The organism is Cupriavidus sp. C1SS-2L, from assembly GCF_057073735.1.
On record NZ_CP172709.1, the window covers coordinates 758,132 to 779,458 of the forward strand.

Annotated in this window: 22 protein-coding genes; 5 read left to right on the plus strand and 17 right to left on the minus strand. The window is 64.6% G+C overall.

Annotated elements, in window-relative coordinates; translation table 11 throughout:
• Nucleotides 1-15: 15 nt before the first annotated feature.
• From ACIGJG_RS21215 to ACIGJG_RS21240, 6 genes are all read right to left on the minus strand, one after another.
• Nucleotides 16-1,101, minus strand: a complete 1,086-nt coding sequence (locus tag ACIGJG_RS21215; protein WP_220630632.1) for a porin — start codon at nt 1,099-1,101, stop codon at nt 16-18.
• Between the two features lie 311 nt (nt 1,102-1,412).
• Nucleotides 1,413-1,898, minus strand: a complete 486-nt coding sequence (locus tag ACIGJG_RS21220) for a RidA family protein (protein ID WP_245001848.1) — start codon at nt 1,896-1,898, stop codon at nt 1,413-1,415.
• A 40-nt stretch (nt 1,899-1,938) separates the two neighbouring features.
• On the minus strand, nt 1,939-3,294 hold the full coding sequence (locus ACIGJG_RS21225) for an amidohydrolase family protein (RefSeq protein WP_011301616.1): 1,356 nt from the start codon (nt 3,292-3,294) through the stop codon (nt 1,939-1,941).
• A 55-nt stretch (nt 3,295-3,349) separates the two neighbouring features.
• Entirely contained in the window at nt 3,350-4,324 is a 975-nt protein-coding gene (locus ACIGJG_RS21230; RefSeq protein ID WP_011301615.1) for a Bug family tripartite tricarboxylate transporter substrate binding protein, read from the minus strand.
• A gap of 23 nt (nt 4,325-4,347) precedes the next feature.
• The gene (locus ACIGJG_RS21235; RefSeq protein ID WP_011301614.1) at nt 4,348-5,439 is read right to left on the minus strand and encodes an amidohydrolase family protein; all 1,092 of its coding nucleotides are present in this window, start codon (nt 5,437-5,439) and stop codon (nt 4,348-4,350) included.
• 30 nt (nt 5,440-5,469) lie between these two features.
• A complete protein-coding gene (locus tag ACIGJG_RS21240; RefSeq protein ID WP_235679851.1) occupies nt 5,470-6,099 on the minus strand; it encodes a nuclear transport factor 2 family protein in 630 nt (209 codons plus the stop codon).
• A gap of 298 nt (nt 6,100-6,397) precedes the next feature.
• Here ACIGJG_RS21240 and ACIGJG_RS21245 point away from each other — a divergent pair, with 298 nt between their 5' ends.
• Nucleotides 6,398-7,300, plus strand: coding sequence for a LysR family transcriptional regulator (locus tag ACIGJG_RS21245; protein WP_011301612.1), 903 nt, complete (start codon nt 6,398-6,400; stop codon nt 7,298-7,300).
• A gap of 28 nt (nt 7,301-7,328) precedes the next feature.
• Here ACIGJG_RS21245 and ACIGJG_RS21250 read toward each other — a convergent pair whose 3' ends face one another.
• The 6 genes from ACIGJG_RS21250 to ACIGJG_RS21275 are packed head-to-tail and all read right to left on the minus strand — an operon-like array spanning nt 7,329 to nt 12,488.
• Entirely contained in the window at nt 7,329-8,342 is a 1,014-nt protein-coding gene (locus ACIGJG_RS21250; protein WP_220630634.1) for an amidohydrolase family protein, read from the minus strand.
• Nucleotides 8,339-8,908: a 3-hydroxyanthranilate 3,4-dioxygenase gene (gene nbaC / locus ACIGJG_RS21255; RefSeq protein WP_011301610.1), complete on the minus strand. Its 570-nt coding sequence runs from the start codon at nt 8,906-8,908 to the stop codon at nt 8,339-8,341. Before nbaC ends, ACIGJG_RS21250 begins: the two co-directional genes overlap by 4 nt.
• A 1-nt stretch (nt 8,909) precedes the next feature.
• Nucleotides 8,910-9,341, minus strand: coding sequence for a RidA family protein (locus ACIGJG_RS21260; RefSeq protein WP_220630635.1), 432 nt, complete (start codon nt 9,339-9,341; stop codon nt 8,910-8,912).
• A gap of 50 nt (nt 9,342-9,391) precedes the next feature.
• Entirely contained in the window at nt 9,392-10,192 is an 801-nt protein-coding gene (locus ACIGJG_RS21265) for a 2-keto-4-pentenoate hydratase (RefSeq protein ID WP_011301608.1), read from the minus strand.
• Nucleotide 10,193: 1 nt separating this feature from the next.
• Nucleotides 10,194-11,018, minus strand: coding sequence for a 2-keto-4-pentenoate hydratase (locus tag ACIGJG_RS21270; protein ID WP_220630636.1), 825 nt, complete (start codon nt 11,016-11,018; stop codon nt 10,194-10,196).
• Between the two features lie 6 nt (nt 11,019-11,024).
• Nucleotides 11,025-12,488, minus strand: a complete 1,464-nt coding sequence (locus ACIGJG_RS21275) for a 2-hydroxymuconic semialdehyde dehydrogenase (RefSeq protein ID WP_483673880.1) — start codon at nt 12,486-12,488, stop codon at nt 11,025-11,027.
• 145 nt (nt 12,489-12,633) lie between these two features.
• On the opposite strand from ACIGJG_RS21275, the gene ACIGJG_RS21280 reads away from it, so the two are divergent.
• Entirely contained in the window at nt 12,634-13,581 is a 948-nt protein-coding gene (locus tag ACIGJG_RS21280; protein WP_011301605.1) for a LysR substrate-binding domain-containing protein, read from the plus strand.
• 7 nt (nt 13,582-13,588) lie between these two features.
• Here ACIGJG_RS21280 and ACIGJG_RS21285 read toward each other — a convergent pair whose 3' ends face one another.
• The gene (locus ACIGJG_RS21285) at nt 13,589-13,879 is read right to left on the minus strand and encodes a hypothetical protein (protein WP_483674027.1); all 291 of its coding nucleotides are present in this window, start codon (nt 13,877-13,879) and stop codon (nt 13,589-13,591) included.
• 428 nt (nt 13,880-14,307) lie between these two features.
• On the opposite strand from ACIGJG_RS21285, the gene ACIGJG_RS21290 reads away from it, so the two are divergent.
• The 3 genes from ACIGJG_RS21290 to ACIGJG_RS21300 all read left to right on the plus strand — a co-directional run bounded on the left by ACIGJG_RS21290 (nt 14,308) and on the right by ACIGJG_RS21300 (nt 17,249).
• On the plus strand, nt 14,308-15,621 hold the full coding sequence (locus ACIGJG_RS21290) for an MFS family transporter (RefSeq protein WP_483673882.1): 1,314 nt from the start codon (nt 14,308-14,310) through the stop codon (nt 15,619-15,621).
• Between the two features lie 126 nt (nt 15,622-15,747).
• Entirely contained in the window at nt 15,748-16,686 is a 939-nt protein-coding gene (locus ACIGJG_RS21295) for a LysR family transcriptional regulator (RefSeq protein WP_011301602.1), read from the plus strand.
• A gap of 89 nt (nt 16,687-16,775) precedes the next feature.
• Nucleotides 16,776-17,249 (plus strand): aminoacyl-tRNA deacylase, encoded by a 474-nt coding sequence (locus ACIGJG_RS21300; protein WP_011301601.1) that lies wholly within the window; start codon nt 16,776-16,778, stop codon nt 17,247-17,249.
• Between the two features lie 49 nt (nt 17,250-17,298).
• Here the strand turns inward: ACIGJG_RS21300 and csgH are convergent, their stop codons facing one another.
• The 4 genes from csgH to ACIGJG_RS21320 all read right to left on the minus strand — a co-directional run bounded on the left by csgH (nt 17,299) and on the right by ACIGJG_RS21320 (nt 21,297).
• Nucleotides 17,299-17,610, minus strand: a complete 312-nt coding sequence (gene csgH, locus ACIGJG_RS21305) for a curli-like amyloid fiber formation chaperone CsgH (protein ID WP_140951105.1) — start codon at nt 17,608-17,610, stop codon at nt 17,299-17,301.
• Nucleotides 17,611-17,623: 13 nt separating this feature from the next.
• On the minus strand, nt 17,624-18,424 hold the full coding sequence (gene eutC / locus ACIGJG_RS21310) for an ethanolamine ammonia-lyase subunit EutC (RefSeq protein WP_483673883.1): 801 nt from the start codon (nt 18,422-18,424) through the stop codon (nt 17,624-17,626).
• Between the two features lie 8 nt (nt 18,425-18,432).
• Nucleotides 18,433-19,815: an ethanolamine ammonia-lyase subunit EutB gene (locus tag ACIGJG_RS21315; protein ID WP_011301598.1), complete on the minus strand. Its 1,383-nt coding sequence runs from the start codon at nt 19,813-19,815 to the stop codon at nt 18,433-18,435.
• Between the two features lie 507 nt (nt 19,816-20,322).
• Nucleotides 20,323-21,297, minus strand: coding sequence for an IS5 family transposase (locus tag ACIGJG_RS21320; protein WP_483672899.1), 975 nt, complete (start codon nt 21,295-21,297; stop codon nt 20,323-20,325).
• Nucleotides 21,298-21,327: the final 30 nt, after the last annotated feature.

Below are 21,327 nucleotides of genomic sequence, written 5' to 3' on the forward strand. Positions count from 1 at the left end.
CGAACGTCGCGACGATCAGAAGATATGCTTGATGCCCAGCATTGCGCCCGCCTGCGAAGCACCGGGCGGCGGAGTTGCCGCGCCATCGACCGCCACGGCCGACTGGCCGCTGTTGTCGACGTAGCCGACGGTGCCATACACCGATGTGCGCTTCGAGAAGGCATAGGTACCACGTAATGCGTACAGCATGGCCTTGTTGGCGCTGTGGTGGAAGCGCAGAGAATAGACCTGCCCGGCGACGTTAAAGGCCGGCGTGATGTCGTAGGAACCCCCGACGTACCACAGATCGCTGCGCGGCGTGGCGCTGCCTTCATTGTCGCGACGGATGACACCGGCGCCGACCTTGGCGCGGTTGGCAAGAATGGCATAGCCCGTGACCGTCGCGCGCCGGTCGGTCAGGCCGCTGTTTGTCAGCCCGCCGAACGCACCCGGGCCGCCGCGGTTTTCATCGTACGCTGCGGCCACGCCCCACCAGTCGGTCTGGTACTGCAGCAAGGCCGACCACTCACGGCATGCGCGCTTGTCAGCAGCGTTCTCGCCCGCGCAATTGGTCCCGGCGGGGCTGGGTCCAGCGCTGACGGTGTCGCGGCCAAAGCTGTACGTCGCACCGACGGTCAGGCCACCGAACGTGCCCTTGTACGAGACCGCATTGTCAGCGCGGCCGAACGTCATGTAGTTGTCCAGGCTTGCGGAGCCGAAGATGTTCGGGCCCAGGATGTCGGAATCGAGATAGGACCAGAACAGCATGGTGTTCTGGCGCCCGAACGCGATCTGGCCCCAGCGGCCTGACAGGCCGACGAAGGCCTGTCGGCCAAACAGGCGGCCGCCCATCGACGATGTTCCGCTGTCGGGAAAGAAGCCGGATTCCAGTACGAATACGCTCTTCAGGCCGCCGCCGAGGTCTTCGGTGCCGCGCAGGCCCCAGCGGGAGGGGACCATGCCTGTATTGCCCATCACGCGGAGGACATTGTCCTTGGCTGCGCCGATGTTGTTGACGTATTCGACGCCGGTGTCGACGACGCCGTACATGGTTACGGATTGTGCTGTTGCCAGCCCCGGCAGCAAAGCTGCGGCTGCGGCGATGCGCTTGATCGGTTTCATCGGGGTTTTGGCTCCTCCTGTCCTGCTCTTCATGTTTGCTCTTTCCCTGGTTGTTGCGGACGTTGCATGTCTTCTTTTATTGAATGACGTGCGATTTGTCTTTATCGCGTCCGTTTTGGGAATTTCGTTCAAACTGATAGCATTTATCAAGCGATTAAAATTAATTGATTTATGAGGATATTTGATTCAATTCTTTCGCCTGAATAAAAAACCGCAGTCAACTGAAATTTCAATTGACCGCGGAAACGGCATGAAGGTTTTTTGTTTGGATTTTGGCTTTGGCGCTTGGCAGACGCCAAGAACCACAACCCTCACTTAGCCAAGCACGTCCCCTTAACACACCTATCCCCTATCACCGCCACCGCCTGCACCTCAACCTGCATCCCCGGCACCGCCAGGTTAGAAACCGTAATCTGCGCGCTAGCCGGATAGTTCCCATCCGGGAACATCTCCTTGCGAACCTTCGAGAACGTAGCGCCATTGCGAGCATCCGTGAGATACGCCGTCATGCTGACCACGTCCTTGAGGCTGCCACCGGCGCGCCTAAGCGTCTGGTCAATCAACGCAAACACCGTCCGCGCCTGCGCCTCGAAGTCACCCTTGATGTCCTTGCCGTTGAGATCGGTGGTCGTCGTTTCCCCAGCCAGCCAGACGATGCGTCCCCCTTCGGTAACGACCGCAGGCGAGTAGGAACGGCCCTTGATGCGCTCGCTCTGCTCCATGTATTCGGCCGCCTGCGCGGTGCCAGCCAGTGCGCAGCACGCCAGCAGCGCTGCAGTGAACTTCGAAACCTTCATTGCTTGTCTCCCCTGTTTATATCTGAAGAAATGGATGCGCTCAGGCTGCACGCGCAAACCGACGCCGCAGCCCATGAATCGATGCCGCCGCATCGCTGACGATGGCGGATACATCGACATGCGTATGGCAGCCATTGCGCACAAGCACCCTGCCATCCACCAGCACCGTATCGACATTGGACGGCTGCGCCGAATACACCAGCGCATGCACAGGATCAATCACGGGCGCCACGTTGGCATCGGTCGTGCGCACCAGGATGATGTCGGCACGCTTGCCCGGCACCAGCGATCCGATACGCGCACCCAGACCCAGATCACGCGCACCATCGATCGTCGCGAGTTCGAGCAGGCGGCGCGGCGGCAGTGGCACCGTGCTGCCGAAGCGCTGCTTGTGCGACCACAGCAGCGCGCGCATGCAGCTGAAGTAGTCGGCATTCGCCGACGCGGCGGAACTGTCGACGGACAGGCTCTGCTGCACGCGGTGATCCATCAGCTCCTGGAACTGGATCTCGCCACGCGTGGCCTGAGCGTAGTGCATCTCGATCACTGGCGAGCACGAGAACGTCGTGCCGGAAGCGGCGAGCAATCTCGCCTCATCCGGCGATACACCCTGCGGATGAACCAGTTGGAGATCGCGTCCAAGCAGTCCCTCGTCGGCGAGCACCGAGACCACGCCGGGTCGCGCGTGCATGGTGATGGGTAGCCCGAGTGCGCGGATGGCGGCCATCTCCGCCTTGACCACGTCGATCGGCACAGCGCCGCGCGGATTCGAGACCGGCGTGCGCACGGCCGCGCCAAGCGTGAGCAGCGTGGAATCCGGCATGCCTTCACGCTGTACACGCGCCAGGTCTTCCAGGTCCATCATCTGATCCAGCGGCAACTCCTGCCCCCAGCCGTACGAGAAGCGGCCGCGTACACCCATCTCGTGCATCGCGCGCAGTTCCGCGTCCGCATGCTGCGGGCTCCGGGTGTTGTGCGACCAGTTGTTGACCGTGGTGATCCCCGAAGCAAGGCCTTCGGCCAATCCCAGCCGGATGGAGTGGTAGGAGTCCTCCGGCGAGAAGAACGGGCCGATCCGCAGCGTGGTCGGAAAGTATCCGTGCTCGGGATCATCGCCACGAACCAGCGCGCGCAGCGAGCTGTTCCACAGATGCCAGTGCGTATCGACCAGCCCCGGCATGACGATCATGCCGCGCGCGTCGATCTCCGCCATGCCGGGCTTGCCTAGCCCGACTCCGACCTCGACGATTTCCCCGTCGACGACATGCACGTCGGCCTCCGGCAGGTCGCCAAGCGTCGCGTCCATCGTGAGCACATGGCCCCCGCGTATCACGAATTCCGCTTCGCCTGGCGACGGCTGCTTGGTCGCGTTCGCACTGCTCGCATTCTTGAACATCGGCATCTCCCACTCTCTTTTTCTGGGTTGTTCTTGTTTGAGACTTTCCAGGCCTTTATTCGGCCTTGGCCCCGGTGAGCCGGATCAGTTTTTCCTTCTGGCTACGGTCAGCCTGGATGAACTTCGCAAATGCGTCCGGTGTGGAGAACACCGGATCAAACCCACGCGACCGCACGTAGCGCTCGATGAATGCCGGGTCCGCCGCCACAGCGGCGACGTCACGCGCAATTTTCTGCACGACAGGTGTCGGCGTACCACCCGTCACGAACAGGCCGAACCACGACTCATGCGGATCGATGTCTGCAAAGCCCGCTTCGGCCAGCGTCGGCACCTGGGGCATGCCCGGCAGCCGCTCGCGGCGCGCGATGGCCAGTGCCTTGAGCTTGCCTGCACGCAGATAGCCTTCCGCCGCCGGCACACCGGCCAGCGTGAGCTGGACTTCGCCGGTTAGCACGGCGGTAACCGCCGGCGTAATGCCCTTGTATGGAATCTGCGTCATCTTCACGCCACGGCGCGCGTTGATGCCCTCGAACAGCAGGTGTGGCAGGCTGCCCGAACCATAGGTGGCATAGCTGAGCGAATCGGGCCGCGCCTTCGCCAGTGCCACAAGTTCCTTCATGTCGGAGGCCGGCACCGATGGATTGGCGACAACCATCTGCGGCAAGCTCACCAGCTCCGAGATCGGTACCAGTTCGCGCGCCGGATCGTAGGGCAGCTTGTCGAACAGGTAAGGGTTGCTGGTGACGGTAGCTTCGCTTGTCAGTAACAGCGTATGGCCATCCGGCAGCGCCTTCGTCACCGCGACCGTGCCGATGATCGTCGACGCGCCCGGCTTGTTCTCGACGATGACGGGCTTGCCCCATTTCTGCTGCAGGCGCTCGGCCAGCACACGGGCCATGCCGTCGATGCCGCCGCCGGGCGCGTACGGCACGACGATGCGCACGTTCTGCATCGGGAACGACTGTGCCGCCGCAACCAGCGGCAATACCCACAACGCGGCCGCTACCCACTTGATGCTCTTGAATTGCATTGCTGGCTCTCCGCCCTTCTCTTTCAGTTCGTACGCGCGGCCGCAGCCAGTTGTTCGCGCAATTGCGGCATCACCCGGAAGGCGTTGTCGCGATAGACCGCCTGCAGGACCTGCGGCGACAGCCCTGATGCTTCCAGGCCCGTGGCGATCTTGGCCGGCTCGACCCATGGATAGTCGGAGCCGAACACGATCTGGCTCGGCGGCACGACCATCTTCAGGATGCCCATATGGATCGCGTCCGCCGCCGCAGCTGTGTCGTAGTAGAAGCGCCGGAACTGGTACAGGCGCGAGTCGGCCGGCGCTTCGCGCGCCAGCGATGCCGCGGTTTCGCCGACCAGGAAACGCTGCGCCCAGATGCTGCCGCCGCCGTGCGACCAGATGTATTTGATATCCGGCGTCGCCTTCGCCGTGCCACCCTGAACCAGGCTCACCATGGCGCGGGCGAGGTCGGATCCCAACTCGACGAAGGTCGGCAGGATGCCCGGCTGGAATTCCCACGCGCAGCAGCCCGGCGCCGTGGCGTGGATATAGACCACGGCCTTGCGGCGGTTCAGTTCTTCCCAGACCGGCCAGAACGACTTGTCGCCGAGCCACTTGTCGCCATAGCTCGACAGCAGGCCCACGCCATCCGCCTTGAGCGTGTCGAACGCGTATTCGATCTCCTTCAGCGTGGCATCGATATCCGGCAGCGGCAGCACGGCAAACTGGCCATAGCGGCCCTTGTGGTCCGACTTCATCGTCGCCGCGAAGTCGTTCATGTCACGCGCCGCACGCCGCGATTCTTCGACGTTGCCAAACCAGACGCCCGGTTGCGTGACCGACAGGAAGGCCTTCTCGACATTGCCGCGATCCATTGCTTCCAGGTCCCTGGCGATCGTCCAGCTCTTGAACTGGTCGAAGCCGAGTACGGGCTGGACCTTGTGCTTGGACTCCACCAGCCTGACCCACGCCGGCGAAAAGTAGTGGTGGTGGAAATCGATACGCCCGCCGCCGGGGCCGATGGCGTGAGCCCTGGCCAGACCGGTCGGCATCAGCGCAGCGCCTGCCAGCGCTCCCAGTGAGCCCAGAAAATGGCGCCGCGACTGGCAGCCGTCGTGATCACAGTGTGTATGCAAGATGCGTGTCTCCGTTGCGAGATGCGAGGCTTACTTCTCGCCGAACAGCGCGTAAGACGGATCGGCCTTGCCCAGGCGCGGCGCGACTTCATAGCGCTTTTTCACGTCGTCGGCGGACACATAGCTGATGCGGCGGTAGTCCGAGACTGTCTGGCGGCTGTCGAGCGCCCATTTGCCGTTGCGGCGCGACCACGTGTCGAGGTAGCGCGAATGCATCCAGCGTTCCTCGTACTGGTCGTCATGGCCCTCGCGCTTCACGAGCAGCGTGGCCGTGCCGGTCGATTCGCTCACGGCTTTGTCACCCTTCACCTCGACCAGGATGTTGCTGATGCGGTGGTTGTTGCCAAGCATCTCGGTGTGCGCCTTGATCAGCCAGTCCACATAGGCCGACCACGACGGGAATGTGCGCTTGCCGAACTGCATGCGCGCTTCCGGATGCGCGATCGACAGCAGCATGTCGCGGTCCAGCCGGTCGAGTGCGCGCGGGTACTTGTAGAGGAGTTCCGTAATCGCCTGTTTGCTGAGCAGTTCGTCGAGTTGCGCTGCCTGTGTCGCTTGCGCCGTCTGCGCATGCACGACAGTGCTCACTCCGCATGCCGCGAAACACGCCGCCGAGGCGAGCACGACGCCGAGCAGCTTGCGGCTAAGGGTACGTTGCATCTTGACAGTCTCCATGGGTTTCAGGGTCCGGCGCATCGCAGCGCGTGCCGGGCTCCGTGTTGTTGTGGCGTGTATTTCAGCGAATTCGAGTCCATTCAGCAAGCGATTAAATTTAATGGTTTAATAAGAAATACTTGTTCAAGATCGTCAGACCAGGTTTCAAGCGGGACCGCGGCACGGCGCCTGTATGCAGGGCCTTTCACGCGATGTTGCGAACCGGTGACACGCCGGCCGCAAGCTGCGGCACATCCGCTATGCTCCGGAACCAGTCAATCCGGCAGATTCATAAGAACCGCATATGAACGTGACCCTGCGGCAGTTGCGCGCCTTTGTCGAAGTCGCTCGCAGTGGCGGCTTTACCGCGGCCGCGCCCAAGCTTCACCTGACCCAGTCGGCCACGAGCCTGCAGATACGCGAACTGGAATCCCAGCTCGGGCTGCAGCTGATCGACCGCTCTACGCGGCGGTTCGCCCTGACCGATGCCGGCAGCGAATTCCTGATCAGTGCCATGCGCATCGTCGGGGATGTCGAGCAGTCGGTGGCCGATACGCGCGAGCTCGTCCACAAGCGGCGCGGGCGCATCACCGTGGCCACTACGCCGCTGCTGGCGTCGACGCTGCTGCCGGAGAGCATTGCGCACTTCCTCGACGCCTATCCGGCGATCACTGTGCGCATCGCCGACCTGCCGGCCGAGCAGATCGGCCGGCGCGTGCTGAGCGGCGATGTGGATTTCGGCTTTGGCGTGTTTCCGGAAGAGGACCCGCAGTTCGACCGCATTCCGCTGCTGCGGCATCCGCTCGGCGTGATGGTGCCGAGCAGCTGGCCGCTGGCTACGCGCAAGCGCGATCTGGTGTGGTCGGACCTGGAAGGCCAACCGCTGATTGCCATGTCGCACGCGACCGGTATGCGCACCCTGATCGACCAGCAACTGCACCAGGCCGGCGTGCAGGTCAATCCGCGTTTCGAAGTCGCGTATCTTGGAACGGCCGTAGGCCTGGCCGAGGCAGGCCTTGGCGTGACGGTAGTGCCCGCCTATGTCGGCAAGCTGATGGGATCGGACCGCGTGCGCTTCCGGCCGCTGCACAAGCCCGTGGTGCACCGGCAGATCGAACTGATCGTGCGCGCGGGGCGCTCGCTGTCACCGAGCGCCGCGGCGTTCCGCGATTGTTTGGCGGCGCGCTGCAAGATGCTGAACGGCTGATGCCGGCTTGTTGACCGACCGGCCGAGGTCAGACAGCGTTGCTCTCCGCGTCGAGCCTGAAGAACCGGCTCGCGTTGTCCGCGAGAATCTTCCGCTTCTGCGCCCCGTCCAGGAACGACACACCGCGCACGAGCCCGCCGACTTCCTGCTCGCCGAGCGGAAACGGATAGTCGGAGCCGAGCATCACGCGCTCGACGCCCATCACGTCGACGAGCAGCCGCAGCGCGCCTTCGTCGAAGACGATGCTGTCCACATGCAAGCGGTGCGCGTATTCGGATGGCAGGCGGGGGCAATCCTTGCGCACGATGTCGCGATGCTTCCACGCGTTGTCGGCGCGGCCCAACAGGAAGGCGAAACTGCCGCCGCCATGCGCAAAGCAGATGCGCAGCGACTCCGGGATGCGTTCAAGTGCGCCTGACAGGATCAGCGACATCATGCCGAGCTGCGTCTCCGCCGCCATGCTGACCAGCCACGGCAGCATCCATTGCTTCATGCGCTTGCCGCCACCCATCATGTCCCACGGATGCACCAGCACGGGAATGTCGTTCTCCGCACAGTACGTCAGGAAGTCGACAAGGTCTGGATGATCGAGGTCCTTGTCCCCGACATGGTTGCCGATCTGCACACCAACACAACCGTTGGCCACGGCGCGCGAAGCCTCGGCGCACGCAAGGCGCGTGTCCTGCAGCGGCACTTGCGCAAGCGCCTTGAGCCGGTCAGGGTGCCCCGCGCAGAACGCGAGCGCCTTGTCGTTCATCTGCGCGGCCCAGTCGGCGGCCTTCGCTGCGTCCCAGCCATAGCCGAACATCACCGGCGTTGCGCAGACGAGCTGCGTGGCAATGCCCTGTGTGTCGAGTTCGGCGATGCGGAAATCGGCATCCCACAGCGCGCGGTACACGGGCCGGAACGGCTGGTCGGCCAGCATGATCTGCCCGGTTTCGCCGGACGGATCCACGGCGAGCCATGGTGCGCGCTCCGCATCGACGGCCTGTGCTTCCTGGCGGCTGATGAGCGGGAGAAAGTGCGAATGGATGTCGATCATGAAGAGTGCCTGGCGAGCGTGCGGTGCCAAGCCTGGAAATCGCGGCCGGGGTGGATTTCGCCGCAGCCCGGGCAACGGCGGGCATCCTCGGAGCTGGCGTAGAACTTCTCGTACAGCGGCGGCAGGTCGGCCACGATGCTCTGCAGCGTCACTTCATGGCGCTGCACGATAGTGCCGCAGCTGGCACAGCTCCACTGGAACGCATCGTTCTGGCCCTGCGGCCGTTTGCGTTCGACCACCAGGCAGCGGCTGTCCGCCTCGGGGCGCTGCGGCGAATGCAGCGTGTGCGGCGGCAGCAGGAGCATGTCGCCCTCGCGCAGGTCGACACGCTCGTAGCGGCCGTCTTCCCACAGCAGCAGGTAGGCGTTGCCCTTGAACTGGTAGAACAGCTCTTCGATCGGGTCGTCGTGGAAGTCGCTGCGTTCGTTGGGGCCGCCGACCACGGTGACCATCATGTCGCTGTCCTGCCAGATCTGCTGGTTGCCAACCGGCGGCTTCAGCTTGTCGGCGTGGTCGTCGAGCCAGCGCTTGAAGTTCAGCGGCCGGCCGTATTTCAGGTCGAACATATCATGCCTCCTTTCTGGCCAGCGGCTTGTACGCCGTGCCCTTGATCTCGATAAGCAGGTGCGGATGCGGAAGCTGGTGCACCGCTACTGTCGTCCGTGTAGGCCCGCCGTAGTCGAAATACTCGGCCCAAACTTCATTGAAGCCGCCGAAGTCATTCATGTTGACGAGGAACACCTGCGTCTCGACCAGATCGGCCAGGGTCGCGCCGGCGTTCACCAGGATGTCGCGGATATTCTCGATCACCGCGCGCGTCTGCACGCGGATGTCGAGTTGGGTCACGCCCATCTCGTCGGCTTGCGCGCCGGCAAAGCTGTTGTCCGGCAGGCGCGAGCTTGTGCCCGAGATGAACAGGAAATCGCCCGCGCGCTTGCAGTGCGGGAAACGGCCCCGTGGCTTTGCCTTGCCCTGCACCAGATGCGCCTCTGTCGGCATGGTTGGTCTCCTGGTAGCTGTTGAATGCGTTGTCGATGCGGATACGGCAGTCAGTCTGGCATGCCCGCACGCGTAGTGAACGACACGCTGCCCAGCGTGTTGACGCCGCTGCCGATATGGCAACTCACATGCAGCCCCGCGCGCAACGCCTCGGCCGCGGTGGCCGCGCCGGCCATGATCAGCGAGCCCGCCGGCAGGCTGACCTGCGCCGCGTGCAGCAGGCGTGATGCCTGCACGACGGTGCGCAGCGGATGGCCGAGAATCGCGCCTGTCGAGCCGACCTGCACATCACGGCCATCGAACTGCATGCGTACGCCTAGGTTCGCAAGCCCCGCAAAGTCGCGCGACCACGCACCCACCACGAGTCCGGCCGACGAACAATTGTCGGCCACGACATCTTCCAGGCTGAAGCGGAAATCGCGGTAGCGCGAATCGATGATCTCCATCGCCGGCGCGACCGCTTCGAGATAGTCCGCCGCTTCCAGCGCCGTCAGCGGCGCGTCGATGGTCCGGCGCGTCACGAAGCAGACTTCGGGCTCCACGCGCGGATGGATATAGCGCCCAAGGTGCACCGTACCGCCATCTTCCTCGAGCATCGCGTCGGTAAGGAAGCCCCAGATCAGGCTGTCGACGCCCATCTGCACCATCTTCGCGCGGCTGGTGAAACCAAGCTTGATGCCCTTGACCTGTTCGCCGCGTGTGACGCGGTGCTGGATCGACGCGCGCTGGATGGCATACGCCGTCGGCAAATCGAAATGGCCGGCTTCGAACTGCGGCATCGGCTGCGCCTGCATGGCGGCGTTGTCGAGCGCGAGCGCCGCGTCGACGATCGTCTGGCTCATGTCGGTCATCTCAGGCATCTCCTTGCTGGCTATCGGCGCGGAACGCGGCGGTCACGGCACCGAGGCCTTCCATACGTGCGGTGAAAACATTGCCCGGCTGCACAGTCGCCATCGGGCCGAGTGCCCCCGTCAGGATCACGTCGCCGGCCTTGAGCGGCGCACCGACGCGGCTCATGGTGTTGGCAAGCCACACTGCCGCATTGAGCGGATTGCCCAGGCAAGCGGCGCCGGCGCCGACCGACACCGGATCCCCATTGAGCTCCATGCTCATGCCGCAGTTGGCCAGGTCCAGCGCGCCGAGCAATACCGGCCGCGTGCCCAGCACGAACAGGCCCGACGATGCGTTGTCGGCAATGGTGTCGGTCAGACGGATATCCCACCCGGCCACGCGGCTGCCGACGATTTCGATGGCCGGCAGCGCAAAGGCCGTGGCTCGGATCACGTCCGCTACGGTATTCACCTCATCTTGCAGATCGCGTTCGAGCACCAGCGCGACTTCGGCCTCGACCTTTGGCTGCAGGACATCGGCGCAGTCGATGTCTTCGCCGTCCTGTCGCGCCATATCGGCGAACAGCATGCCGAAGTCCGGCTGGTCCACGCCAAGCTGGCGCTGCACCGACTTCGCGGTCAGCCCGATCTTTCGGCCGACCAGACGGCGGCCGGCGCGCAGCGCGCGCTCGGTGTTGTACTGCTGGATCGCATAGGCCTGCGCGATCGGGTCCGCGCCACCGGCGCTGGCGTGTGCAATGGCATCGCGCACGGGCAGGCACGGCTGGCGGCGTTCCGCAGCGAACCAGAGTTGGTCCGCGGCCTCGATAAGTTCAGGGTTCAGCATGCGGGCTCACGGGTTGACGCAGATGGTGGTGGTGGACGAATAGAAGTCCAGCGAATGGCGCCCGCCTTCGCGCCCGATGCCCGACAGACGGGTACCGCCGAAAGGCGTGCGCAGGTCGCGCAGGAACCACGTGTTGACCCAGACGATGCCCACGTCGAACTGGCGCGTCACGCGATGCGCGCGGCCCAGGTCGCGCGTCCAGACCGAAGCGGCCAGGCCATAGCGCGAATCGTTGACGCGGGCCACCACCTCGTCGTCGCTATCGAACGGCGCGATATGGCAGACCGGGCCGAATACTTCTTCCTGCACGCAGCGTGCCGAATCGGGCAAACCCGTCCAGATTGTCGGCTGGACATAGGCACCGTTGTCGCGCGCGTCGCCGAACTGCGGCACGCCGCCGCCGGCGACAACCGTCGCGCCTTCCTCGCGTGCCAGCGCGAAATAGGACAGCACCTTGTCGCGATGGCCGTGCGAGATCAGCGAACCCATCTCCACGCCGTCTTCATCGGGATAGCCGATCCGCATGGCCTCGGCGCGAGCCTTCATCGCCGCGACGAAGCGCTCGAAAATCGGGCGCTCGACATACACGCGCTCCGAGCACAGGCAGACCTGCCCGGTGTTGGTGAAGCTCGAACGCGTGACGCCGGCCACGGCCTGGTCGAAATCGCAGTCGGCGAATACCACGGCGGCGTTTTTGCCACCGAGCTCGAACGACACTTCCTTCACGCCGTCGGCCACGGCCTTCATGATGGTGCTGCCCGTGCGCGACTCGCCTGTGAAGGTGATCGCGTCGATATCCGGATGGCGCGACAGGAATTCGCCCGCCGAGCCTCCGCCAAAGCCATGCACGAGATTGAAGACGCCCGGCGGCACGCCCGCTTCGTGCATGACTTCCGCGAGCAGTGTCGCGCTGCCCGGCGTTTCTTCGGACGGCTTGATCACCACCGCGTTGCCGCAGGCCAGCGCTGGCGCAACCTTCCAGGTCATCAGCAGCATCGGCAGGTTCCACGGCGAGATGATCGCGACCACGCCGTGCGGCTTGCGTACCGTATAGCTGAAGACGTCGCCGTCAGCGGCGCGCATTTCGAAGCACTCGCCACCCGCCTGGCCAGCCAGTTCGGCGAAGGTGCGGAAATTCTGCACGCCGCGGCGGATATCGAGCGTGCGTGCCTGGTGTTCGGGGCGGCCGGTGTCGGCCACTTCTGCCGCCACGAATGCGTCGAAGCGCTTTTCGATGCCGTCGGCGACCGCCTGCAACACCCTGGCGCGCTCGGCCGGGGTCGTCCTGCCCCACGGGCCGGCCAGGGCGGCGCGCGCGGCGCGCACGGCACGGTCGACGAGGTCGGCGTCGGCCTCGCACACGGTGCCGATCACAGCGCCGTTGACCGGCGAGATATTGGGAAAGCCTTTGGCGGACTCGACGAAGCGCCCGTCAACGTAGTTCCGATACAGGGTCGGGGATGGCGACAAGACTGTCTCCTCGCAAATATTTGCAGGCAGTGTATCGACGCCATCTATTCCTGAAAAATGAAACTTTCGGCTCCTGATATTCCAGTCTAGAATACCGGCCACGCCCGCATTGCGCCGAACCCAGCAGCGCGCCTCGCCCTTGCCCATGTCCCTGAATCCCACCTCGCTTGGCCGGAAATTGCGCTTCGCGCAGATCCTCGTGTTCGAACAGGTGCTGCGCAGCGGCTCGATCCTGCGCGCAGCGCAGGCGCTCAACATGACGCAGCCGGCGGTCACGAAGGTGATCCACGAACTGGAAAGCCACCTCGGCGCGCCACTGCTGATCCGCGGCAACCGCGGCGTGACCACGACCGAGTTCGGCGAGCTCGTCGCGCGGCGCGCCAAGACCCTGCTGGCCGAGCTGCGCCACCTGACTGACGAGATCAGCGCGTTCCGCGAAGGCACGTCGGGCCAGGTGCTGATCGGCACGCTGATCTCGGCGTCGGCGGTGCTGCTGCCACGCGCCATCCAATTGCTGAAGGAACAGGCACCGGCGGTGTCGGTGACCTTGCGCGTCGGCCAGATGGACCAGCTGCTGCCCGCGCTGGCGGTCGGCGACCTCGACGTGGTTGTCGGGCGCATTCCGGAAGATGTGTCGTGGCGGGCCACCGCACCCGGGCTTGAAGCCGAAATCCTGCACCGGGAGCCGCTGTGCGTGGTCGGCGGCGTGCATCATCCGATGGCATCGCGCGCGTCGACCACCCTGCAGGCGCTGAGCGACTATCCGTGGATCCTGCCCACGCGCGACTCGTCGCTGCGGCAGACGGCCGAACGCCTGTTCTACGACACGGGCCTGGCGCTGCCCGCGAACGTCGTGGAGTCGCTGTCGGTCATGACCAACGTCGCGCTGATGTTCGACCAGAAGACCCTTGGGCTGATGCCGCGCTCGGCCGCGCGGCAATTCGTCGATACCGGCAGCCTGGCGATGATCCCGCTGGAGCATGCGCCGTCATTCGGCGATGTCGGCTTCTTCGCGGTACCGGGCACGCTGGCCGTGCGTGCGGTCGAACTGTTCAAGGATTGCCTGCGGGCGGCCGCGCGCGAAGTCGGCTAGCACCCCGTCATTCGCACCGCTCGCGCGCCAGCGACTCCCGCGTAAAGCCATGCCGCACGCGCAGCTGGTGCTCGACCGCGTCGGCCTGGTCGAGGCAGGCGAACATCAGGTCGTCCTTCACACGCTGCGGCACGCCCTTTAGCCTCGGCGCCTCATACGAAATCCGCCGCGCTCGGCAGCGCAGGAACAGCAGGGTTTCGGTGGTGGCGGCGGCGAGCTGTTTCTGGTCGATGCGCTTGCATTCGACCAGATCCTGCGCCCGAGACGGCTCGGCTGCGACGAGCAGCAACAGACACATCCAGTAGCGCAGAGGACGGGACATCGGTATGTGAGTGGGGGACACTTCGGGACTCATCATTGTCCACCGGCACGCGCGTTGCAAGCCGGCCGGCGCCTCTGCTCACAGGCGTCCCACAAGACAGTGTGTCCACAGCGCGGAACAATCCGCCGCCAGCCCAATCGCCACGTAACAAATGTTGCATCGCAACAGGAAGCGCCACGCGGCCGGGGTGTGCAGGCAGCCCCGGTTCGCGGTAGGCTGTAAAACACCGACGCGTCGCAGCGTGCGCGGATTCACGCCAGTCAGTACGGGCAACATGCCCGCCCTTCTCCAGCCGCCCCGCCCCATCCCGGAACCCGGCGGCGTTCCAACCGGCGCGAGCCGCCCTGCGGCCAAGCTGACGCTGGCCAGCCGCCGGGCATCGCCCCTGACTGCAACACACAACAATGACCGATCTCACAGCCAACTCCAACCAGGCCACCGCGCCATCGGCTGAAGAGGTGCGCAAGCGCGTCTTCGCCATCGTTGCCGCCTCTTCCGGCAATCTCGTCGAATGGTTCGACTTCTATGTCTACGCGTTCTGCGCCATCTACTTCGCGCCGTCGTTCTTTCCCAAGGCCGATCCGACAGCCCAGCTGCTGAACACAGCCGGCGTGTTCGCCGCAGGCTTCCTGATGCGGCCGATCGGCGGCTGGCTGTTCGGCACCATCGCCGACCGCCACGGCCGCAAGAACTCGATGCTGATCTCCGTGCTGATGATGTGCTTCGGCTCGCTGCTGATCGCCAGCCTGCCGACGTACAGCAGCATCGGCAACTGGGCGCCGGCACTGCTGCTGCTGGCACGTCTGATCCAGGGCCTGTCGGTCGGAGGCGAATACGGCACCACCGCCACCTACATGAGCGAAGTGGCGCTGCGCGGTCGACGCGGCTTCTTCTCGTCGTTCCAGTACGTCACGCTGATCGGCGGCCAGTTGCTGGCTGTGCTGGTCGTGGTGATCCTGCAGCAGCTGCTTGATGAAGCCGAGCTCAAGGCCTGGGGCTGGCGCATTCCGTTCGTGGTCGGCGCCATTACCGCCGTCGTGGCGCTCTTCCTGCGCCGCACACTGCACGAGACCTCGTCCGCGGCAACGCGCGGCAGCAAGGAAGCCGGCAGCGTCGCGGAGATCTTCCGCAACCACAAGGCCGCGTTCTTCACCGTGCTCGGCTATACCGCCGGCGGCTCGCTGATTTTCTACACCTTCACCACGTACATGCAGAAGTACCTGGTCAACACCGCGGGCATGTCGATCAAGACCGCCAGCTATGTGATGACGGGATGCCTGTTCCTGTACATGTGCATACAGCCCGTGTTCGGCGCGTTGTCGGACCGCATCGGCCGGCGCAACAACATGCTGCTGTTCGGCGCGCTGGGCGCACTCGCCACGGTGCCGATCCTGACCGCGCTGCGCACGGTAAGCAGCCCCGAACTGGCGTTCGTGCTGATTGCCGTGGCGCTCGCCATCGTCAGCTTCTATACGTCGATCAGCGGCATCGTGAAGGCGGAGATGTTCCCGGCCGAAGTGCGCGCGCTCGGCGTCGGGCTGGCGTATGCCATCGCCAACGCGGCGTTCGGCGGCACGGCCGAATACGTGGCGCTCGGGCTCAAGACCATGGGCCACGAATCCGCGTTCTACTGGTATGTCACCGTGATGATGGTGATCGCGTTCCTGGTCAGCCTGCGCCTGCCGCGCCAGGCGAAGTACCTGCATCACGAGCACTGAGCCGGCTTTGCGCGCCATGCCGGCGGCCCGGCGACGAGGTGCTGGCGGCGGCGCGTGGCAATATACGGGGGCGGACGCTGCCGGCGGCAGCCCGCGCCCTGAACCGCCTGCCCCTTTTGCTCACCCATGGATCTCAACGCCCTGCGCCTGTTCGTCGACATCGTCGATGCCGGCAACCTCAGCGCCGCCGCGCGCAAGCTCAAGATGACGCGGGCCAACGTCAGCTATCACCTGAAGGCGCTCGAGGAAGAACTTGGCGTGCAACTGCTGCGCCGGACCACGCGCCACGTGGAGCCCACGCCCGTGGGTGCCGGGCTGTATGAACACGGGCGCAACATCCTCGGCGAGGTGGCAGCGGCCAACGCGCTGATCAGCAATATGGGCAAGAGCCTGCAGGGCCATGTGCGGCTTTCCGTGCCGACAGGCCTCGGCCACACCATGCTGTCGCCGCTGCTGGTGCAGTTCAAGCAGCGCTATCCCGACATCCTGCTCGACGTGGTGTTCGACAACCGCGTGCACAACCTCGTGTCCGAAGACGTCGACGTCGCGCTGCGCATCATCTCTACGCCGCCCGACTCGGTGGTCGCCACCGAGATCGGCGAAGTCGACTGGGTTGTGTGCGCCGCACCGGCCTATCTCGCGGCACACCCGGCGCCCACCGTACTCGCGGAACTGGACGGGCATGCCGTAGTGTGCGCATCTCCGGTGGGCCAGAAGCTCAAGGTGTCGGGCTTGCCGCCGCATGGCGTCGGCGCACGCGAACAGATCGTGCTGGAACCCACGCTTAGCTCCGACAATTTCGGGTTCTTGAAGGAGGCCGTGCTCGCGGGGCTGGGCATCGGCATCTTCCCGATCTACGCGATCGGTACGGAGCTCGCCAACGGCACGCTGGCATCGCTGCTGGATGGCTACCACGTCAGCGTGTTCGGCAGCCGGCTCTATATGCTGACCATGCCCAACCGTTACCAGACGCTCGCCACGCGCTGCCTGCTGACCTTCCTGAAGACCGAACTGCAGGCCGTGTGGCCGCGGCTGCACGGCACGCCGGCCCAGCGCCAGTCCTGACACCACCGTCTATAGTAGGAACACAAGGAAAACCCTTGATCCCGGCCGGTGCCCGGGGGGTGCCGGCCCCTGCATCCAGAGGAGCAACCATGGCCCTGGCAAGCACGCTGGCAACCTGCCTGAACAGCAAGAATACGCAGTACGACATCATCCATCACCCGTACACCCTCAGCAGCATGGCCACTGCCGAGGCTGCGCACATTCCTGGAGACCGCCTGGCCAAGACCCTGTTGCTCGAAGACGAGATGGGCTACGTTGCCGCCGTGATCCCGTCGAATCATCACCTGCACATGGCCGCGTTGTGCGAACAGACCGGCCGCAAGCTCGTGCTCGCGCATGAGGATGAAATCCGCGAGGTCTTCAAGGACTGCGACCTCGGCGCGATTCCGCCGGTGGCCATGGCCTATGGCATGCAGACCTATGTTGACGACAGCCTGATGAAGCACCCCGATGTCTATTTTGAAGCGGGCGATCACCAGGAACTGGTGCACATGAGCATGGACCAGTTTTCGAGCCTGATGTCGGATGCCGAGCAGGGGCATTTCTCGCGGCGCATGATGTAGCCGCCATTACCATCGCAACGCGCAACGGCCGGCCTTGAGCCGGCCGTGGTCATTTGGCGCTGCAGTCCAGCGTGTACTGGCCGACTACGGCATTGCCCTCCCGCAACGTCAGCCCGACCTCGCACTTGCCACCTCGCACCGGCGTTACCCTCATGGTTGACACCTGGCTCGGCTGGTTTTGCCCGACGTGCACCATGCCACTCTGCGCGACCGCCGACGAGCTGCCCTGCCCGCTATTGCGCAGCCGGATGTCGTACTGCAGGTCTGTCTCCCGGGCCGCGCTGACATAGGCGACGATCGTCGTCATGCCATTGCCGGCGTGGGATTCGAGCCAGGCCTGCAGGTTGATGTCGGCTTGCATGGTGGTCTCCGCGTCATGTCTCGATGGCGTTGCCTGGTCCGGCTGCCTCGTCCGGCAGGACATGCGCACTGTCGTCCTTGAGTGCGACGCCCGAACAACCCAGTGCCACAGCGCCACGCAACAGGAAGACGAGCCGGCTGGCCGCCCGCTCGTACGCCAGCCCTTCAGGCCGGATGTTGGAAATGCAGTTGCGCTCGGCATCGGTGCGGCCGATGCGCGGCGCATAGGTCAGGTAGAGGCCGAGGCTGTCCGGCGAACTGAGTCCCGGCCGTTCGCCGATCAGCATCACGACTTGCCGCGCGCCGAGCAACTCGCCAGCTTCATCGCCAAGCGCGACGCGAGATTGTTCCGCGATCACCACTGGCGCCACGGTCCAGTCATGCGGCAGCCGGTCGCGCACGGCGCGCAGCACGGGCACGCCGTGGCGCTGTGCGGCCAGCGCGGACAGGCCATCCGCGATCACGAACACCACATCAGGTGGCGAGTCCGCCCGCGCTGCGGACAGCCGGTCGCGGCTGGCGTCATCGAGCCTTCGGCCCAGGTCCGGACGTCGCAGGTAGTGCGCACGGTCGGGTGCGGCGCTGCGCACGGACAACGTGGCGAACCCCGCGTTGCTCAACGCGGATTCGACGGCAGCGCGATCCAATGGCAAGTGGACGGCATCGCGCGCCTGCGCATGGGCCAGTCCGAAGGCGAGTACGGTGTCGGTCGTCTGGCTGTGTCCTGCACGGCCCAATGCAATGCGTGCGCGCGTGAACTGGCGCAACTGTTGCCAGGGATTCTGCTGCGTGACGGTCGCTGGTGGCTTGGTCATGGCGGGGCTTACAGCGTGTGCGCCAGTTCGAGCAGCGGCTGCCGCTCAGCCGGTTCCAGCAAGCGGCCGCTGCCATCGGCGATGCCCATGCGCTGCAGCCACGCCTCGAATTCGGGTGCCGGGCGCAGCCCCAGCACTTCGCGCAGGTACAGCGCGTCATGGAACGACGTGCTCTGGTAGTTCAGCATGATATCGTCGGCGCCGGGCACGCCCATAATGAAGTTGATGCCCGCCACGCCGAACAGCGTCAGCAGCGTGTCCATGTCGTCCTGGTCGGCCTCGGCGTGGTTGGTGTAGCAGACATCGCAACCCATCGGCACGCCAAGCAGCTTGCCGCAGAAATGGTCTTCGAGCCCGGCGCGGATGATCTGCTTGCCGTCATACAGGTACTCGGGGCCGATGAAGCCGACCACGGTATTGACGAGCAGCGGCGAGAATCGCCGCGCCACCGCATACGCGCGTGCCTCCATGGTCTGCTGGTCCACGCCGTGGTGCGCGTTGGCCGACAGCGCGCTGCCCTGCCCGGTCTCGAAATACATCACGTTATCGCCAACGGTGCCGCGCGCGAGCGCCTGCGCGGCGTCGTGCGCTTCGGCCAGCAGCGACAGGCTGATGCCGAACGCCGCATTGGCGCGCTCGCTGCCCGCTACCGACTGGAACACGAGATCCACGGGCGCGCCCTGCTCCATCGCGCGCAGCGTGTGAGTGACGTGCGTGAGCACGCACGACTGCGTGGGAATGTCGTAGCGGCAGCGCAGGTCGTCGATCATGCGCAGCAGCGACACGATCGCACCGAGGCTGTCCGACACCGGATTGACACCGATGGTCGCATCGCCGCAGCCATACATCAGTCCGTCGATGATCGACGCGGCGATGCCCTTTGGATCATCCGTGGGATGGTTCGGCTGCAGCCGCACCGAGAGACGGCCCGGCAGGCCCACGGTGCTGCGAAAGCGCGTGACCACGTGGCATTTGCGCGCGACGGCGATGAGGTCCTGGTTGCGCATGAGCTTGCTGACTGCGGCAGCCATCTCGGGCGTGATGCCGCGCGCTACAGTTGCAAGCGTGGTGCTGTCGGTCTCGTGCAGCAGCAACCAGTTGCGGAAATCCCCAACTGTCAGCGATGCGATCTCGGCAAACGCGACAGCATCGTGACTATCCACGATCAGGCGGGTGACCTCATCGTCCTCATAGGGCACGAGCGCTTCAGACAGGAACTGCGTCAGCGGCACCGCGGCGAGCGCCATGCGCGCCGCCATGCGCTCTTCCTCGCTGGCGGCGGCGATACCGGCAAGATAGTCGCCCGAACGTGCGGGGCTGGCCTTGGCCAGCAGCGTGCGCAGGTCGGCAAAGACATGACGGTGCTGTCCGACGGTGTGGGTGAATGCCATGAGTGGGGGCTCCGGGGCAAACCACGCGATGGCATGCCGCATGCGCCATCGGGACCGGGCGATATTGCGCCGGTATCGTAACTATAGACCTTCAGGTTACAAGGCTTGCGCAACGACGCCATCCCGCGCAGTTCCCCCGCTCGAGTAATTCTCCCTGTGAAGTCTTTGGAGACCCGCCGTGTTGCGGAAGGCATCACGAAAACCGGCCATGTCCGGAATGACCCGATACCGCACACCGCTGCTCGCTGCCCATGTACTACGCAAACGCGCTCATCCGCGCCGCGCCGCCGTCCGGCGTCATCTTTCTCCTATAGCGATGTCGGCAATGCACCGACAGCGACCGCGTTTCCCGGCACCTAGGGCTACGCTGAACAAGCTGGGTAAATTGAGTGACGCAAGTTGATCAGGAGCCCGTTCGGCCGGAAAAATAGCTGTGGCGATGCGAATTTGCCTTCACGCGCCCCCAATTGGGGTGTGTTGACGGGGCGCCCGCCCCGCATTCGCCCTTTATGGGCGGACTGCTCCCATCAGATGCCCTCGACTCAAGTAGAGATTGGCCAGCGCCAGCGCCGTGAAGGCACGGCCGGCGTTCTTCTTCAGGCCACGGTAGCGGACTTTCGTGAAGCCCCACAGGCGCTTAACCACGGCGAAGACATGTTCAACCCGGGCCCGGATCTTCGATTTGTTACGGTTCTTCCCGCGTTGCACTTCGTCAATCTCCCCGTTCCTGCGGGTCCGCTGATTGGTGAAGTCCTTGGCGTGCGGCGCCTTCGATGCGATCAGCTCCTGCTGACTGGCGTATGCGCTATCACCGTAGACACGCCGCTCCTGCCCATGCAGTAGCTGGGGCAGCGCATGCTTGTCGTGAACATTGGCCGGCGTCACCACCGCGGAATGAGCCAACCCGCTCTGACTATCCACGCCAATGTGCAGCTTCATGCCAAAGTACCACTGCTGGCCTTTGCGGGTCTGATGCATCTCGGGGTCGCGCGACTTCTCTTCATTCTTCGTCGAGCTGGGCGCACCAATGATCGTGGCATCGACAATGGTGCCGGTCTTCAGCTTCACGCCATTGGCTTGCAGGCTTCGGCCAACCTCCGCGAACAGCCGTTCGGCAAGCTGATGTTTCTCCAGCAGCCGCCGAAACTTCAATACCGTGGTGGCGTCCGGCACCGGCTCACGACCCAGGTCAATTCCTACGAAGCGGCGCAGGCTGGCGCTGTCATACAGGGCCTCCTCGCAAGCCAGATCTGCCAGGTTGAACCAGTGCTGCAGAAAGTGGATGCGCAGCATCCGCTCCAGACCAATGGGCCGCCGGCCATTGCCAGCCTTCGGATAGTACGGCTCAATCGCGGCGCACAATGCCGCCCACGGCACGATCTGCTCCATCGTCGCCAGAAATTCCTCACGTCGCGTTGGCTTGCGGTGTTGCTCGAAACCTGCGCATTGGTCTGCACCCGCTGCCAACGTCATCTGCTTCATGTTCTTCTCTTTGCGCTCGTGATTCTTCAA

Excerpts from the sequence above, each read along its gene's own strand:
- ACIGJG_RS21215 (WP_220630632.1), bottom strand. The coding sequence starts at position 1,101 with ATGAAACCGATCAAGCGCATCGCCGCAGCCGCAGCTTTGCTGCCGGGG.
- ACIGJG_RS21220 (WP_245001848.1), bottom strand. The coding sequence starts at position 1,898 with ATGAAGGTTTCGAAGTTCACTGCAGCGCTGCTGGCGTGCTGCGCACTG.
- ACIGJG_RS21225 (WP_011301616.1), bottom strand. The coding sequence starts at position 3,294 with ATGTTCAAGAATGCGAGCAGTGCGAACGCGACCAAGCAGCCGTCGCCA.
- ACIGJG_RS21230 (WP_011301615.1), bottom strand. The coding sequence starts at position 4,324 with ATGCAATTCAAGAGCATCAAGTGGGTAGCGGCCGCGTTGTGGGTATTG.
- ACIGJG_RS21240 (WP_235679851.1), bottom strand. The coding sequence starts at position 6,099 with ATGCAACGTACCCTTAGCCGCAAGCTGCTCGGCGTCGTGCTCGCCTCG.
- ACIGJG_RS21245 (WP_011301612.1), top strand. The coding sequence starts at position 6,398 with ATGAACGTGACCCTGCGGCAGTTGCGCGCCTTTGTCGAAGTCGCTCGC.
- ACIGJG_RS21250 (WP_220630634.1), bottom strand. The coding sequence starts at position 8,342 with ATGATCGACATCCATTCGCACTTTCTCCCGCTCATCAGCCGCCAGGAA.
- nbaC (WP_011301610.1), bottom strand. The coding sequence starts at position 8,908 with ATGTTCGACCTGAAATACGGCCGGCCGCTGAACTTCAAGCGCTGGCTC.
- ACIGJG_RS21260 (WP_220630635.1), bottom strand. The coding sequence starts at position 9,341 with ATGCCGACAGAGGCGCATCTGGTGCAGGGCAAGGCAAAGCCACGGGGC.
- ACIGJG_RS21265 (WP_011301608.1), bottom strand. The coding sequence starts at position 10,192 with ATGACCGACATGAGCCAGACGATCGTCGACGCGGCGCTCGCGCTCGAC.
- ACIGJG_RS21270 (WP_220630636.1), bottom strand. The coding sequence starts at position 11,018 with ATGCTGAACCCTGAACTTATCGAGGCCGCGGACCAACTCTGGTTCGCT.
- ACIGJG_RS21280 (WP_011301605.1), top strand. The coding sequence starts at position 12,634 with ATGTCCCTGAATCCCACCTCGCTTGGCCGGAAATTGCGCTTCGCGCAG.
- ACIGJG_RS21285 (WP_483674027.1), bottom strand. The coding sequence starts at position 13,879 with ATGTGTCTGTTGCTGCTCGTCGCAGCCGAGCCGTCTCGGGCGCAGGAT.
- ACIGJG_RS21290 (WP_483673882.1), top strand. The coding sequence starts at position 14,308 with ATGACCGATCTCACAGCCAACTCCAACCAGGCCACCGCGCCATCGGCT.
- ACIGJG_RS21295 (WP_011301602.1), top strand. The coding sequence starts at position 15,748 with ATGGATCTCAACGCCCTGCGCCTGTTCGTCGACATCGTCGATGCCGGC.
- ACIGJG_RS21300 (WP_011301601.1), top strand. The coding sequence starts at position 16,776 with ATGGCCCTGGCAAGCACGCTGGCAACCTGCCTGAACAGCAAGAATACG.
- csgH (WP_140951105.1), bottom strand. The coding sequence starts at position 17,610 with ATGCAAGCCGACATCAACCTGCAGGCCTGGCTCGAATCCCACGCCGGC.
- eutC (WP_483673883.1), bottom strand. The coding sequence starts at position 18,424 with ATGACCAAGCCACCAGCGACCGTCACGCAGCAGAATCCCTGGCAACAG.
- ACIGJG_RS21315 (WP_011301598.1), bottom strand. The coding sequence starts at position 19,815 with ATGGCATTCACCCACACCGTCGGACAGCACCGTCATGTCTTTGCCGAC.
- ACIGJG_RS21320 (WP_483672899.1), bottom strand. The coding sequence starts at position 21,297 with ATGAAGCAGATGACGTTGGCAGCGGGTGCAGACCAATGCGCAGGTTTC.